The organism is Deltaproteobacteria bacterium (assembly GCA_019308995.1).
Lineage (GTDB): Bacteria > Desulfobacterota > Desulfarculia > Adiutricales > JAFDHD01 > JAFDHD01.
In genome coordinates this window covers 14906-27702 of sequence record JAFDHD010000034.1, presented here as the reverse complement: position 1 = coordinate 27702, position 12797 = coordinate 14906, and the positions used below count along the sequence as shown (strand labels likewise).

Here is a 12797-nt window from a genome sequence, read left to right as displayed (position 1 = left end):
TCGCATCCTGGGGCTGAAGCAGGTCCCAAGGGTTTGGCTGTTCGCCAATTAAAGCGGTACGCGAGCTGGGTTTAAAACGTCGTGAGACAGTTTGGTCCCTATCTGCCGTGGGCGTAGGATATTTGAGAGGAGCTGCTCCTAGTACGAGAGGACCGGAGTGGACGAACCGCTAGTGTACCAGTTGTCACGCCAGTGGCACTGCTGGGTAGCTACGTTCGGAAGGGATAACCGCTGAAAGCATCTAAGCGGGAAGCCCCCCTCAAGATTAGATATCCCTCTGCGGGGAGACTCGCAGACTTAAGGACCCTCGAAGACTACGAGGTTGATAGGTCAGCGGTGTAAGTGCAGCAATGCATTCAGCCGACTGATACTAAGCGTCCGTGCGGCTTGACCATATCTTTCTTATATATTGCCAGACCAATGAATTTATCCATACTAATGTCAATTATACCTTTCCGGTGGCTCTAGCGAGGGGGAAGCACCCGTTTCCATCCCGAACACGGAAGTTAAGCCCCTCAGCGCTGATGGTACTGCGTGGGCAACTGCGTGGGAGAGTAAGTCGCCGCCGGATTAAAATTTAAAAGCCTCCTGGACCCTCGAGTCCGGGAGGCTTTTTTCAGTTCGTCTTTAATTAGCTCAATCCTCAGCCATTATCACAAGTATTTAATATCCTAAATATTTTTATAATTTAATCCTCTATGACCCATCCCGGCAAGCCGAAGAGCTTCTCACTGGGATGGGACTGCTGGTTCGAGTCCTAGGATTATACAGTTGCTGGTATGAACATCGCATGTTTTGCGTTTTAAGCATCCAATCCCAGCCGCGAACGTAGTAGGGACACTCATCGTTAAAGCAAACATACATAATATCACCGCCCCAGGTACTCCAGGTTGGCGTTTGCCATTTCTTCATCTCCTGCCCGCAGTGAAGGCATACGGGTTTCTCATCAGTCATCTTGACCTCCTTTCAGAGTACAAGGGATCGGCTAAAAAACCTGATTCACGGTCTCTATGATTAAAAATAGGTCTGGCAGAATCTCTTGTCAATCTCTTGTCCTGGTAAAGCAGGAACGATTTTAACCTCCTGTAAATATCATTGACACACGAGCCGGTAAATTTTCGTATTCATTCGGACTGCCCGGGCCAAGGGTCTGACTGAACGCAGAGTTGTCTGGGTCCATGCTCTCAAGAACTCTCTTCTTCCGGTAGTGACGATCATTGAGGCCGTGCCGCGTCTCAAGCGGGCGAGGTCTTTTCAGGTAACTGCCAGAAAGCTACTCAGGAGCCCTCTGGCCTTTTTTGGCTTTGCCGTTATTCTCCTCGTTCTTATCTGTGCTATCTTTGCTCCCTGGCTTGCCCCTCATGACCCCCTGGCTATGGATATTGATAATATGCTTTCAGGCCCTTCATGGGTTCATCCTCTGGGAACGGACCAGATGGGCCGTGATACCTTAAGCCGGATCATCTACGGCTCACGAGTGGCATTGATCGTAAGTCTAGACGCGGTCAGCCTGGGTATTATATTGGGCGTGCCCATAGGTCTGATTTCCGCCTATCGCCGGGGATGGATTAACGAAGTCATTATGAGGATCATAGACGCCCTGGTGGCTTTTCCCAGCCTGATCCTGGCCGTTGGCCTGATTGCCGTGTTGGGGAGCACCTTGATGAATGTCATCATAGCTATTGGTATCGCCAACATCCCCTGGATCGCCCGCGTCATCAATCTATTGACTTGAACAGTGAATCCAGGTAATCTTCCGGCAAGTGAACCGGCGTCCGAAACTCGCGTCGGAATCGAGCATTTCCCATGAAGGACAAGACGGTCAGTTTTAAAAAAGATGGATCCATAGGGATCATAACCCTAAACCGGGCGGGCGAAAAAAATCCCATCACCGCTCAAACCGCGGCTGAGTTAAAAGCGATCAGGGCCGAGATCGGATTTGGCAGTGAGATTAATGTGGTTGTCCTTACCGGTAAAGGTAAAGAATTCTTTTCCTGTGGCACTGACCCCCGGGAATATCCCAACTTTACCAGCAGAGAGGAATTCATCTCAAAACTGTCCACAGCTTCTATGATTGGCTCCTTTGACCGGCCCACCATCGCGGCCATCAATGGGGATGCCATCGGTCAGGGCCTGGAGCTGGCTCTGGCCTGCGATATCAGGATTGCGTCCGAGACCGCCCGTTTTGCCATACCTCAGGTGACAGAAGGCGAGATGGCCTTTGACGGGGGAACCCAGCGCCTGCCGCGCCTGGTTGGAAGGGCCAAGGCCCTGGAGATGATCCTGCTCGGTCAAACCATAGATTCACAGGAGGCCCTGGAGATAGGCCTGGTCAACCAGGTGGCGCCTCCTGATGAACTCATGCCCGCTGCTCTAAAGATGGCGCGCGACCTGGCGGCCAAGGGCCCGCTAGCCTTGAGATATGTCAAGGAGGCGATTCATAAGGGCATGGATATGACCCTGGAGCAGGGGCTTCGCCTGGAAGCGGACCTCTATTTTCTGCTCCATACCACCGAAGACCGTACTGCAGGCGTAACTGCCTTCCGTGATAAAAAAAAGCCTGATTTCAAGGGAAAATGAACACCTTCGAGACCCTGATTTTTGAAAAACAGGCGCACGTTGCTTCTGTGACCCTGAATCGTCCTGAAGTCATGAATATCCACAACGTTCAGATGCGGGACGACATGTACGAAGTCTTGAGCGCCATCAAGCTTGACGACGAGGTCAGGGTAGTCCTGTTCAAGGGCGCAGGGGAAAAGGCCTTTTGCGCGGGCGCGGATTTGACCGAATTCCTGACCGCTCCGCCCCCGACCGCAGCGCGTGAGGTGCGCTTTGACCGCGATCTCTGGGGCCTTTTTTTAAACCTTCCCCAGCCCCTAATCGCCGCGGTGCACGGTTATGTCTTGGGCTCGGGCATTGAAATCGCCCTGTGCTGTGACCTGGTTATCGCTTCAGAAGACGCCCGGTTCGGTCTGCCTGAAGCAGGCCTGGGTATTATCCCCGCGGCCGGCGCTACTCAGACAATGCCTCGCGCCGTAGGGCGTGGCAAGGCCCTGGAAATGCTGCTCACCAGCCGCTGGATCGGTGCTGACGAGGCCCTTCAAGCCGGATTGGTGAATAAAGTTGTATCTGGAGATCGGCTTTTACCTTTGGCCGAAGAGGTGGCAACTCAAATTGCAGCTTGTGATCCTTTAATTATTAGGGTAACTAAACAGGCGGTCTTGAGGGGCCTGAATCTCCCCCTGACCCAAGGTCTGGAACTTGAAAAGAGGCTGGCGTCTAAACTAACGCCGGACGCAAAAGCCATAAAATAAGGGGAAGGAAGGTTCATCGTTTCACTTTTTTTTAATATTTATGGGTATGGGAAATTATATTTTTTACAAATAACTTAGAAGACAGGAAAGATTACAGAAAATGAATACAACAGATTTACTCAATATCGCCGTTTCCATCTGCCCTGAGCGCGATTTCATGGTTTTTGAGCAAAGGCGACTGAGCTACCTTGAGGTTAGCGAGCGGATTAACCGGCTGGCCCAAGCGCTGATCGAGCTGGGCGTTGGTCCGGGAGACAGGCTCGGGATGCTCAGTGTCAACTGTCCTCAGTACATCGAGGCCTATTTTGCCACGGCCAAAATGGGGGCCGTCTTTGTGCCGTTGAATTTCAGGGCCAAGGCCGATGAACTGGCTTACATGATCAATACCTCAGAGGCCAAGGTTCTCTTCGTAGGAGAAAGATACCTCGAGATGCTCCAGGAGATGCTCCCGAAGCTGTCCGGCCTGGGAAAGCTGATTTCCCTGGATCGTACTTTTGAAGGTATGCTCGCTTACGAGGACCTGGTCGCTTCCGGCTCGGATGAGGAACTTTTCGCTGAACTCGATGATGACGATACCACCATCCTCATGTTCACCTCTGGCACCACCGGGCGACCTAAGGCCGTGCCTTTGACTCACAATACCTTTTCCACCTATATCCTGGATAACGTGGATCCGGCTGACCCGGATATTGAAGAAAAAAACCTGCTGACCGTCCCGATGTATCATGTCGCCGGGATACAGGGCATGCTGGCCGCGGTTTACGGCGGTCGAACACTGCTTTTGATGAGGCAGTTCGAGGTCCAGGAGTGGCTGGAAACGGTTCAGCTGGAGCAGGCCAACCGGGCCATGCTCGTGCCCACCATGCTCAAGCAGGTCATTGATTTCCCTGATTTTTCCAGCTACGATCTCTCCAGCCTCCAGGTGATCACTTACGGCGCGGCCACCATGCCTTTCGAGGTCATCAAAAGGGCGATCAAGGCCCTTCCGGAGGTAAGTTTCATCAATGCCTTCGGCCAGACTGAAACCGGTTCGACCATCACGACCCTGAGCCCTGAAGACCATCTTATTGAGGGTTCTGAAGAAGAACAGAAGAAGAAGCTCAGGCGGCTGTCTTCCTCCATCGGCAGGCCGCTTCCAGATGTGGAGATTCGGATCATTGATGAGGCCGGAAAGGAGGTGGGGCCGAATGAGGTCGGCGAGATTGTAGCTCGCGGCCCGCGCATCATGAGCGGTTACTGGCGAGACGAGCAAAAGACGACGCAGGCCTTTACCCCGGATGGCTGGCTCCGCACGTCGGACATGGGCTGGATGGATGAAGACGGTTATATCTATCTGACCGGGCGGGCGGATGACATGATCATTCGCGGGGGTGAGAACATTTCACCTAGAGAAGTGGAAGAGGTACTCAATTCTCACCCCAAGATCGAGGCGTCGGCTGTCATTGGGGTTCCGGATGAGGAATGGGGACAGGAGCCTCTGGCTGTCGTGGAGCTGAAAAAGGGAGAAACCGCCACCAAGGAGGAGATCATAGAGCTCTGCCGCTCCAATCTTGCCTCCTTCAAGCGGCCCCGGTCAGTAATCTTTGTAGATGAGTTACCCCGAAGCTCCCTGGGCAAGCTCCTCCGAAAACAACTCGCCGATGAATACGGCAGTCCTTAACGGCAGTCCTTAACTTGACTTTTCCAAAGGGCTAAGATATTCTTTAGACCGTTTTTTTTAGTTCGACAATGAGGAGGATAAGTCCGTAATGGCCAATCAAGTTGGAAAAAGATACACCTGCGAAAAATGCGGCGCCACATATATCGTCACCCGCGGCGGTGATGGAAAGCTTCAATGCTGCGGTCAGCCCATGAAAAAAGTCAACTAACCCCTGGTCAGGCAGTCATAATTCAGGAGGAGTAAAATGAGTCAACTGGGAAAGAGATATCGCTGTTCGGTTTGCAATACGGAAGTGCTTTGCACCAAGGCCAGTGATAAAAATCCAGAGTGCTGCGGTAAGGAAATGGAGCTCCAAAAACCGAAAAAATCACCTTCATCCGATTAAAGCCCCACAGAATTGATCCTGAGTCATTACCCTTGATCATTTCTTCAATTCATTTCTCTAAATGAAGCGCTCATGGGTGAACCTGGTCCAGAAGAGAGGTGGCTTGAGGTTAATGGTGTTAAGCTTCACTACCTTGAGTGGGGCGACCATGCCCGTCAGCCTATGATACTCCTGCACGGCTTCCTGGGTCATGCTCGTGTCTGGGATGATTTTGCTTTAAGCTCAAAGCGTGATTATCATGTCCTGGCCCTGGACCAGCGGGGGCACGGGCAAAGTCAATGGGCCGCGGACGGGGCCTACAGCCTGGACGATTATTTCTCGGACCTCGCCGAATTTATTAAGCTCCTTGGATTGAATAACCTGATTCTCGTCGGTCACTCCATGGGAGGCCGAAACGCCCTGTTCTATACCGCCTGCCTCCCCGACCGGGTAAACCGGCTCATCCTGGTGGATGCGCGTGCGGCTGCGAGTCAGCGCTCGACCATGGCCCTGAATGACCTTCTGAACCGTATCAGGCTTGAAAGCGGGACCTTGGAGGAAATGATACAGGAAGCCCAGGCGGCCTATCCCAGCCTTTCCCGCGAAACCTGTCACCGCCTCATAATTCACGCCTGCCAGGTCACGGCCGGGGCAAGACTCATCCCCAGGTATGACGTCCGCATGAAACAAATGGCGGAGCGGCCTGGTTTCATCCTGGAAGACCTGAGGCCCCTCATGGGGAATATCACCTGCCTCACCCTGGTGATCCGGGGCGAGGAAAGCCTTTTTCTATCCCGGCTGGAGGCGGAAGAGATGTGCCAGTTGATGCAAAACGCAGAATGGACAGAAATATCCGCTGCCAGTCATCTCCCGGTTCAGGAAAACCCGACTGCCTTTAAAGAGGCCGTTTCTTCATTCCTCGATTGACTTTAACCTGCATTAAAAGATATTAATGACAGGCCTGAAAGACCAGGCCTTCAATAAGGCTTTAATTGGAGGCGACTTATGAAACAGACACGTGTCTCTCAGATACTCGGCATCAGCTACCCCATCCTGCAGGGCGGTATGCTCTGGCTGGCCGATGCCGGCCTGGCCGCCGCGGTCTCCAATGCCGGCGGACTGGGCGTCATCAGCCCCATGGCCGGCATGGAGCCTCACGGTGACCCGGTTGCCAATCTTGAAACCCAGGTTCTTAAGGCGAAAGGACTGACCCAGAAACCTTTCGGGGTGAACATCCCGCTGGACCTGCGGGACTGCGGTCTTCTTATGGACCTTGTCCTCACCCACCAGGTCCCGGTTGCAATCACCGCCGCGGGCGATCCTCGGCTTTACACCGAACTTCTGCATAGCGGGGGAGTAAAGGTGCTCCATGTGGTCAGCGCGGTGAGACACGCCCAGGTCGCTGAATCGGCCGGCATGGATGGCGTCATCGCGGAAGGAGTTGAAGCCGCGGCTCGCAACGGGTTCGATGAGCTACCTTTATTTTCACTGATCCCTCAAGTGGTTGACGCCGTTCAGATACCGGTCATTGCGGCCGGAGGTATTGTCGAATCCAGAGGCGTGGTAGCCGCTATGGCCCTGGGGGCTGAAGGTGTTCAGCTTGGGACTCGGTTTGTAGCGGTCAAAGAAAATATTGCCAGCCAGAGATACAAGGAGGCCATCCTCGCCGCCAGGGACACCGACACCGTGATTACCTGCCGTCCGCTCATCCCGACGCGAAGTTTAAAGACAGAGTTCACTACGGTACTTTTAGAGCTTGAAAGATCAGGCGCTAGTGCGGAGGAGATCAGGGATTTCATGGGCCACGCCGCCTCCAGAGCCGGCGGGCTTGAAGGAGAACTGGAAAGCGGTGAGGCTTATTGCGGGGCGTCGGCCGGTTTGATCAACGAGATTCTTGAAGCGGGCGAGGTCGTTCGCAGGCTGGCTGACGGCTATCAGGAGGTCGTGGATTCCCTGGGCTAGGCCCTGATTGCCCAGACGAAGCATTGCCAGCCATTATTGATTACTTAACAGGAAGTATTTTCAATAATAAAGTTTAATCACTGGCAAGCTGCCTTGCTAACTAAATAGTATTTTCAGGGTTTCATTATGGTATAATACTAAAAACTTAATTTTATATTAAAAAGGAACTCATTTGTTTGAACTGATTTAGTTTGCTTTATGAAATTAGCTTTGGTATAAGAAAAAGTTAAAGTAAGCGTACTTTCTGCTTGAAACTGTAAGTTATATCTTTCGGGCGGGTAAGTCAGAGTTTTTATGACCTTAAGTAAACAGGTAATTTTGGAGTGAGGGAGCGAGGGCGTCTTGCAAAAACAGTTGGGGGTTTTTTAGGGAAAATGAATAAGATGGTTGATGATTTTAAAGAAGAAAGCCAAGACAAAAGCCAAGAAGAAAGCCAAGACAAAAACCAAGACAAAAACCAAGACAAAAACCAGACCACTTTGGGTGCAGAGGATGCACCGTTGAGTTCTGAAGATGAGTTGAACTTTGGCGATCTTTATGAAGAAAGCTTCAAGCCTTTAGAGGAGGGGGAGCTTCTCCGCGGTGTTGTTGTCCAGGTAAACAAAGAAAATGTAATGGTTGACATTGGATATAAGTCCGAAGGCCGCATCTCAATAGAAGAGTTCCTGGATGAGCAAGGCAACGTGAATGTCGAAGTCGGTGACCAACTCGAAGTCGTCTTAGAACGGTATGAAGGCGAGCTTGATGATATTCTTCTCTCCAAAGAGAAGGCGGCGAAGATAAAGGTTTGGGATGAGATTAGCCGGATATACAGTCAGGATGGTGTCATCCAGGGAAAGGTTATGGCCCGGGTCAAAGGCGGCCTCTCTGTGGATATCGGAGTAACCGCATTTCTGCCAGGTTCCCAGGTTGACCTCAGACCGATCAAGGATCTGGAGTCCCTGGTTGGAGAAGTTTTCAACTTCAAGATTTTAAAATATAACAAGCGTCGTGAAAATGTAGTCTTGTCCCGCCGTGCTATTTTAGAAGAAGAGCGAAAGGTTCTTAAAGATGAAACCATCGCCTCAATGGAAGAAGGCGCGGTCATGAAAGGTATTATCAAGAACATCACGGACTACGGCGCCTTTGTGGATCTGGGAGGCATTGATGGTCTTCTGCATATTACGGATATGTCCTGGGGGCGCGTGGGACACCCTTCAGAGTTTTTAACGGTTGGCGGTGAAATTGAGGTCAAGGTTCTTCGTTTCGATCGGGAGCAGGAGCGCGTGTCCCTCGGGTTGAAGCAGCTTAAAAGGGATCCGTGGCTTCAGGCAGAAAACTCGTGCCCGGTGGGAACCAAGATCATGGGCAAGGTTGTCTCTCTAACTGATTATGGCGCCTTTGTTGAGGTTCGGGAGGGAATTGAAGGTTTGATTCATGTTTCAGAAATGTCCTGGACCCGTAAAATTCGAAACCCGGCCAAAATATTATCCGTGGGTGATCTGGTAGAATGCATGATTCTGAGCATTGATGTGAGCAACAAGCGCATCTCGCTCGGTATGAAGCAGGTCGAACCCAATCCGTGGGACATTGTGACCGAGAAATACCCGGTCGGGACAACCATAGAAGGCAAGATTAAAAATATCACTGACTTTGGTATATTCATCGGCATAGATGAAGGTATTGACGGCCTGGTCCATGTTTCTGACGTCTCCTGGACCAAGCGCATCAAACATCCCTCTGAGCTATTTAAAAAAGGCGATGAAATTCAGGCTGTTGTTCTTAAAGTTGATAAAGAGAGCGAAAGATTTTCCCTGGGGATCAAACAGCTGGAAGTTGATCCATGGGAGCTTATTCCCAAAAAATACCCCATTGGCAGCCGCGTGACCGGCACAGTAACCAACATCACTGATTTCGGCCTCTTTGTGGAGCTGGAAGAAGGTATCGAGGGCCTGGTTCATATCTCCGAGGTCGGTCGTGTCAAAGGAAAGAACCTCAGGGACCTTTATAGCCTCGGTGATGTTATCTCGGCTAAAGTAATTAATATCAGCGTTCAGGAGCGGAAAATCGGTCTGTCGGTCAGGCGTTTGAAGAAAGACGAAGAGCGATCTTACTTTAACCAGTACACCACAACCAGTCAGGCTGCGACCTCCAGTCTTGGCGCACAGCTTCAGCAGGCCCTCAATAAGGCTAATCTGAATAATTCCCTCGAAGCAGAATCTGCGGAAGATCTCCAGCCGGACGAAGCCTCTCCCACAGAAGAAGCACCTTCCTTAGACGAATCGTCTCCTGCGCATGAAGTCTCGAAGGCGGAAGAGGCAGTTCCTGAAGAAGAGGATGCTTCCACTGAGGAAGCATTACATATAGAAGAAAAGGCATCCACTGAGGAAGCCTCTCCCACAGAAGAAGGCTCTCCAGCTCCAGATCAGGTAAAGGAGGAGAGCCAGCCAGAAACATAAACCTTGGACTGATCGGTCAGATGCAGACTAGGGTCAGCTATGTCAGCCGCTATGCCTAACAGCCGACCGCCTCAAACAGGGAGCGGTCGGCGTTCTTGTCTTATGTCTTTGCTTATTATTTTGGGCGTTATCATTGTATTAGCCGGTATTTTGGGTGGCGTCGCCTATTTTAGCGGTGGCGTCGGTGATTTCTCATCTGGTGAGGGCGTGGGAGTAGTTGAGATTAAAGGTATTATCGTCAATGCCGAGCCCACACTTAAAACGCTGGTCTGGTTTCGTCGCGATAAAAGGATAAAGGCCGTTATTCTCAGGATTAATTCGCCTGGGGGAGGTGTGGCTCCCACCCAGGAGATTTACCGGGAAGTGCTGCGGACGCGGAAAACAAAGAAAGTCATTGCTTCTCTGGGCAGCCTGGCCGCGTCAGGGGGAATTTATATTGCTTCGGCCGCAGACCAGATCCTGGCCAACCCAGGGACTTTGACCGGCAGCATGGCCGTGATCATGCAGTTTGCCAACTATGAAGGTTTATTCCAAAAAGTCGGTCTTAAATCCATTGTTATTAAGAGCGGTGAGTTTAAAGACATCGGTTCTCCCACCCGGGAGATGACCGCAAAAGAACAAGAGATCCTCCAGCGACTCGTGGAGCAGATTCATCAGCAGTTCATCAAGGATGTGGCCAAAGCCCGGCAATTGCCTTTAGAAAAGGTGATCAAGATTGCGGACGGACGCGTCTTTACCGGTGAGGAGGCCGTCAGTCTCGGTCTGGTTGATAAGCTTGGCAACTTTGAGGATGCAGTGGCCCTGGCTCAGAAGGTCGCAGGATTAAAAGACAGACCGAAACTAATCTATCCCAAACGGAAAAGGTTGTGGTTCTGGGATTTGTTGACTGGCAGGAGCCAGGCAAAATTTTTGCCAGACTGGCTGGAATATCCCTTCAAACTGCAGTATCTTTACGCGCCAGGTCTTTAATATGACCTCTGAGGAGCTTGGCCGCTCGAAGTGATTTATACAGGAAGGTTTACAAATCGCAATCTGTTGCTATTCTGTCTCTAGATTCTAACTTGTTATTTTTATGGTTAAACGAGAGTTGATCGCCGCCCTGGCGCGGGAGCATAAAGAGCTGAAGGTCAGCGACGTCGAATATATGGTCCGCTTGATTTTCGAGACTGCGACCGATGCATTGGTGCGTGGAGAGAAGATTGAGCTCAGAGGCTTTGGTTCCTTCCACATTCGGGAGTATGCCCCGCGGCAGGCCCGTAACCCGGGGACGGGCGAGGTGGTGAATCTCGACCGCCGCCGCTCGATCTTATTCAAGGCGAGCAAAGAGATCAAGGCGCGTCTCAATGGCGATTAGTCGTCTTGGCTTTGGGCTCTGCCTCTCGAAATCTCTGCTCTTTCCATTCCAGGCGCATAGTCTTCTTAAGAGACCCGAGCTTATCGTGCCTGGATTCATCCCTCAGCCGTGGTCCGAGGAAACCCGCTTTCCCTGGATTTGGCGTCGTATAAAGAAACCGGTCTTGGTTAGATAATGCTCACGTCCCCGAGGCCTTCGCGAATGATTGTCGGGGTGTCGTTAACGAGGGAGACCACGGTGGAAGGCTTTCCAGGCACAGGCCCGCCGTCCACTACCAGATCAATAAGCCCCTTGAATCTGGCTTCGACCTCCTCGGGATCGCATAAGACTTCATCCTCATCGAGGGCCGCGGTTGTGTTAATGATAGGGTTGCCCAGGGCCTTGACTAGAGCGATGCAAATTTTGTTATCCGGGACCCGGATACCGGCTTCCTTACGAGGTGTGAGCATGATTTTGGGAACCAGGCGCGTGCCTTCGAGGATGAAGGTGTAAGGTCCGGGCAGGAGCCGGCGCATGGTCTTGTATGCGTAGTTTGAGACGCGAGCGTACTTGCTGATATCTTTAAGGTCGGCGCAGATGAAACTGAACGGTTTTTTCGGGTTCCGTTTTTTGATGCGGTAGATTTTTTCAATGGCCTTTTTCTGGTGGAGATTACAGCCAAGGCCGTAGTTGGTATCGGTCGGATAGCTTATGACCCCGCCGGTTTGGAGTACTTCCGTTATTCTGGCGATGAGCCGGGGCTGAGGATTATTAGGGTTAATGCGGATAATCATTACGCAATGGCTTTTGGTGTGGCTAATGAAAAGTACCTCAAACATATCATGGGTCCTGGAACCTGTCAACAAGGCTCGGCAGCGGTTAGGGAGACAGCGTGTCTATTTGGGGAATTAACATTTTGATATTTATTTTAGGTCTTTGCCTGGGCAGTTTCATTAATGTCGTTATTTACCGTTTGCCTCGCGGGCTGTCTCTGGTTCGCCCCCGGTCCATGTGTCCGGATTGCGGCGCTCAGATCGCCTGGTACGACAACCTGCCGCTTTTGAGTTTTTTTATCTTAAGGGGTCGTTGTCGAAAATGTGATGCGAGGATCTCGTTTCGCTACCCTGTGGTGGAGGTGGCGGTGGGGCTTTTAACCCTGGCGGTTTATTTCAAGTTCGGGCCGTCCTTTCGGGCCTTGGTCGGGCTGTATTTGGTTCTGTCATTGGTAGCCATTACATACATAGATTTAGACAAAATGATTATACCTGACAAAATCACCTTGCCCGGGATAACCATAGGGCTTCTGGCAGCTATCATTATTCCTGACTGGAGCCTGATCGGGCCCTGGCTGGGCGGACAGCTCATGAAATGGGGTCTGAACAACCTGCGTCTGCTCTCACTGAGTGGATCGGTACTGGGGCTGTTTTTGGGCGGGGCCCTTGTCTGGCTCATTTTTAAGCTTTATTATTTGATCCGCAAGGAAGAAGGTATCGGCGGCGGTGATTTTACTCTCCTGTCCATGATTGGAGCGTTCCTCGGTTGGCGCTCGGTCTTTTTCAGCCTGTTTTTAGGTTCTATGATCGGGCTGGCCCTAGTGCTCATGATGACGATCTGGCAACGGGAATGGGACCTGCGAAAAAGGCTGCCTTTTGGTCCTTTTCTCTCCTTGGCGGCTTTGATATACTTGTTTTTTGGGGAAATTATTCTTGACTGGTATCTTCCTTGA

At 51.4% G+C, this 12797-nt stretch carries 13 protein-coding genes, 2 rRNA genes and 1 pseudogene; 14 read left to right on the top strand and 2 right to left on the bottom strand.

Annotation, left to right across the window (positions count from 1 at the left end; genetic code table 11):
• Nucleotides 1-395 (top strand): 23S ribosomal RNA (locus JRI95_07895); the annotation flags it as partial.
• A gap of 59 nt (nt 396-454) precedes the next feature.
• Nucleotides 455-571, top strand: a 5S ribosomal RNA gene (gene rrf, locus JRI95_07890).
• Between the two features lie 125 nt (nt 572-696).
• Here rrf and JRI95_07885 read toward each other — a convergent pair.
• Nucleotides 697-954, bottom strand: coding sequence for an ogr/Delta-like zinc finger family protein (locus JRI95_07885; GenBank protein ID MBW2061468.1), 258 nt, complete (start codon nt 952-954; stop codon nt 697-699).
• Between the two features lie 253 nt (nt 955-1207).
• Between JRI95_07885 and JRI95_07880 the strand changes: the two genes are divergently transcribed.
• From JRI95_07880 to JRI95_07830, 11 genes are all read left to right on the top strand, one after another.
• Complete coding sequence (locus tag JRI95_07880; GenBank protein MBW2061467.1) at nt 1208-1735, top strand: ABC transporter permease; 528 nt, start codon at nt 1208-1210, stop codon at nt 1733-1735.
• 71 nt (nt 1736-1806) lie between these two features.
• Nucleotides 1807-2580 (top strand): enoyl-CoA hydratase/isomerase family protein, encoded by a 774-nt coding sequence (locus JRI95_07875; GenBank protein ID MBW2061466.1) that lies wholly within the window; start codon nt 1807-1809, stop codon nt 2578-2580.
• On the top strand, nt 2577-3314 hold the full coding sequence (locus tag JRI95_07870; GenBank protein ID MBW2061465.1) for an enoyl-CoA hydratase/isomerase family protein: 738 nt from the start codon (nt 2577-2579) through the stop codon (nt 3312-3314). Before JRI95_07875 ends, JRI95_07870 begins: the two co-directional genes overlap by 4 nt.
• A 100-nt stretch (nt 3315-3414) precedes the next feature.
• Complete coding sequence (locus JRI95_07865; protein MBW2061464.1) at nt 3415-4974, top strand: long-chain-fatty-acid--CoA ligase; 1560 nt, start codon at nt 3415-3417, stop codon at nt 4972-4974.
• 88 nt (nt 4975-5062) lie between these two features.
• Nucleotides 5063-5182 carry a desulfoferrodoxin gene (locus JRI95_07860; GenBank protein ID MBW2061463.1) on the top strand — a complete coding sequence of 40 codons (120 nt, stop codon included), beginning with the start codon at nt 5063-5065 and terminating at the stop codon, nt 5180-5182.
• Nucleotides 5183-5218: 36 nt separating this feature from the next.
• Nucleotides 5219-5359 (top strand): hypothetical protein, encoded by a 141-nt coding sequence (locus JRI95_07855; protein MBW2061462.1) that lies wholly within the window; start codon nt 5219-5221, stop codon nt 5357-5359.
• A 72-nt stretch (nt 5360-5431) separates the two neighbouring features.
• Nucleotides 5432-6265: an alpha/beta hydrolase gene (locus JRI95_07850; GenBank protein MBW2061461.1), complete on the top strand. Its 834-nt coding sequence runs from the start codon at nt 5432-5434 to the stop codon at nt 6263-6265.
• Between the two features lie 78 nt (nt 6266-6343).
• Nucleotides 6344-7300 carry a nitronate monooxygenase gene (locus JRI95_07845; GenBank protein ID MBW2061460.1) on the top strand — a complete coding sequence of 319 codons (957 nt, stop codon included), beginning with the start codon at nt 6344-6346 and terminating at the stop codon, nt 7298-7300.
• Nucleotides 7301-7683: 383 nt separating this feature from the next.
• Nucleotides 7684-9738 (top strand): 30S ribosomal protein S1, encoded by a 2055-nt coding sequence (locus tag JRI95_07840; GenBank protein ID MBW2061459.1) that lies wholly within the window; start codon nt 7684-7686, stop codon nt 9736-9738.
• A gap of 102 nt (nt 9739-9840) precedes the next feature.
• Nucleotides 9841-10707 carry a signal peptide peptidase SppA gene (gene sppA / locus JRI95_07835; GenBank protein MBW2061458.1) on the top strand — a complete coding sequence of 289 codons (867 nt, stop codon included), beginning with the start codon at nt 9841-9843 and terminating at the stop codon, nt 10705-10707.
• Between the two features lie 103 nt (nt 10708-10810).
• The gene (locus tag JRI95_07830; protein ID MBW2061457.1) at nt 10811-11092 is read left to right on the top strand and encodes an integration host factor subunit beta; all 282 of its coding nucleotides are present in this window, start codon (nt 10811-10813) and stop codon (nt 11090-11092) included.
• A gap of 167 nt (nt 11093-11259) precedes the next feature.
• Here JRI95_07830 and JRI95_07825 read toward each other — a convergent pair whose 3' ends face one another.
• A complete protein-coding gene (locus tag JRI95_07825; GenBank protein ID MBW2061456.1) occupies nt 11260-11865 on the bottom strand; it encodes a threonylcarbamoyl-AMP synthase in 606 nt (201 codons plus the stop codon).
• A 128-nt stretch (nt 11866-11993) separates the two neighbouring features.
• Between JRI95_07825 and JRI95_07820 the strand changes: the two are divergent.
• Nucleotides 11994-12797, top strand: a pseudogene (locus tag JRI95_07820) (prepilin peptidase).

Excerpts from the sequence above, each read along its gene's own strand:
- JRI95_07885 (MBW2061468.1), bottom strand. The coding sequence starts at position 954 with ATGACTGATGAGAAACCCGTATGCCTTCACTGCGGGCAGGAGATGAAG.
- JRI95_07875 (MBW2061466.1), top strand. The coding sequence starts at position 1,807 with ATGAAGGACAAGACGGTCAGTTTTAAAAAAGATGGATCCATAGGGATC.
- JRI95_07870 (MBW2061465.1), top strand. The coding sequence starts at position 2,577 with ATGAACACCTTCGAGACCCTGATTTTTGAAAAACAGGCGCACGTTGCT.
- JRI95_07865 (MBW2061464.1), top strand. The coding sequence starts at position 3,415 with ATGAATACAACAGATTTACTCAATATCGCCGTTTCCATCTGCCCTGAG.
- JRI95_07860 (MBW2061463.1), top strand. The coding sequence starts at position 5,063 with ATGGCCAATCAAGTTGGAAAAAGATACACCTGCGAAAAATGCGGCGCC.
- JRI95_07855 (MBW2061462.1), top strand. The coding sequence starts at position 5,219 with ATGAGTCAACTGGGAAAGAGATATCGCTGTTCGGTTTGCAATACGGAA.
- JRI95_07850 (MBW2061461.1), top strand. The coding sequence starts at position 5,432 with ATGGGTGAACCTGGTCCAGAAGAGAGGTGGCTTGAGGTTAATGGTGTT.
- JRI95_07845 (MBW2061460.1), top strand. The coding sequence starts at position 6,344 with ATGAAACAGACACGTGTCTCTCAGATACTCGGCATCAGCTACCCCATC.
- JRI95_07840 (MBW2061459.1), top strand. The coding sequence starts at position 7,684 with ATGGTTGATGATTTTAAAGAAGAAAGCCAAGACAAAAGCCAAGAAGAA.
- sppA (MBW2061458.1), top strand. The coding sequence starts at position 9,841 with ATGTCTTTGCTTATTATTTTGGGCGTTATCATTGTATTAGCCGGTATT.
- JRI95_07830 (MBW2061457.1), top strand. The coding sequence starts at position 10,811 with ATGGTTAAACGAGAGTTGATCGCCGCCCTGGCGCGGGAGCATAAAGAG.
- JRI95_07825 (MBW2061456.1), bottom strand. The coding sequence starts at position 11,865 with ATGATTATCCGCATTAACCCTAATAATCCTCAGCCCCGGCTCATCGCC.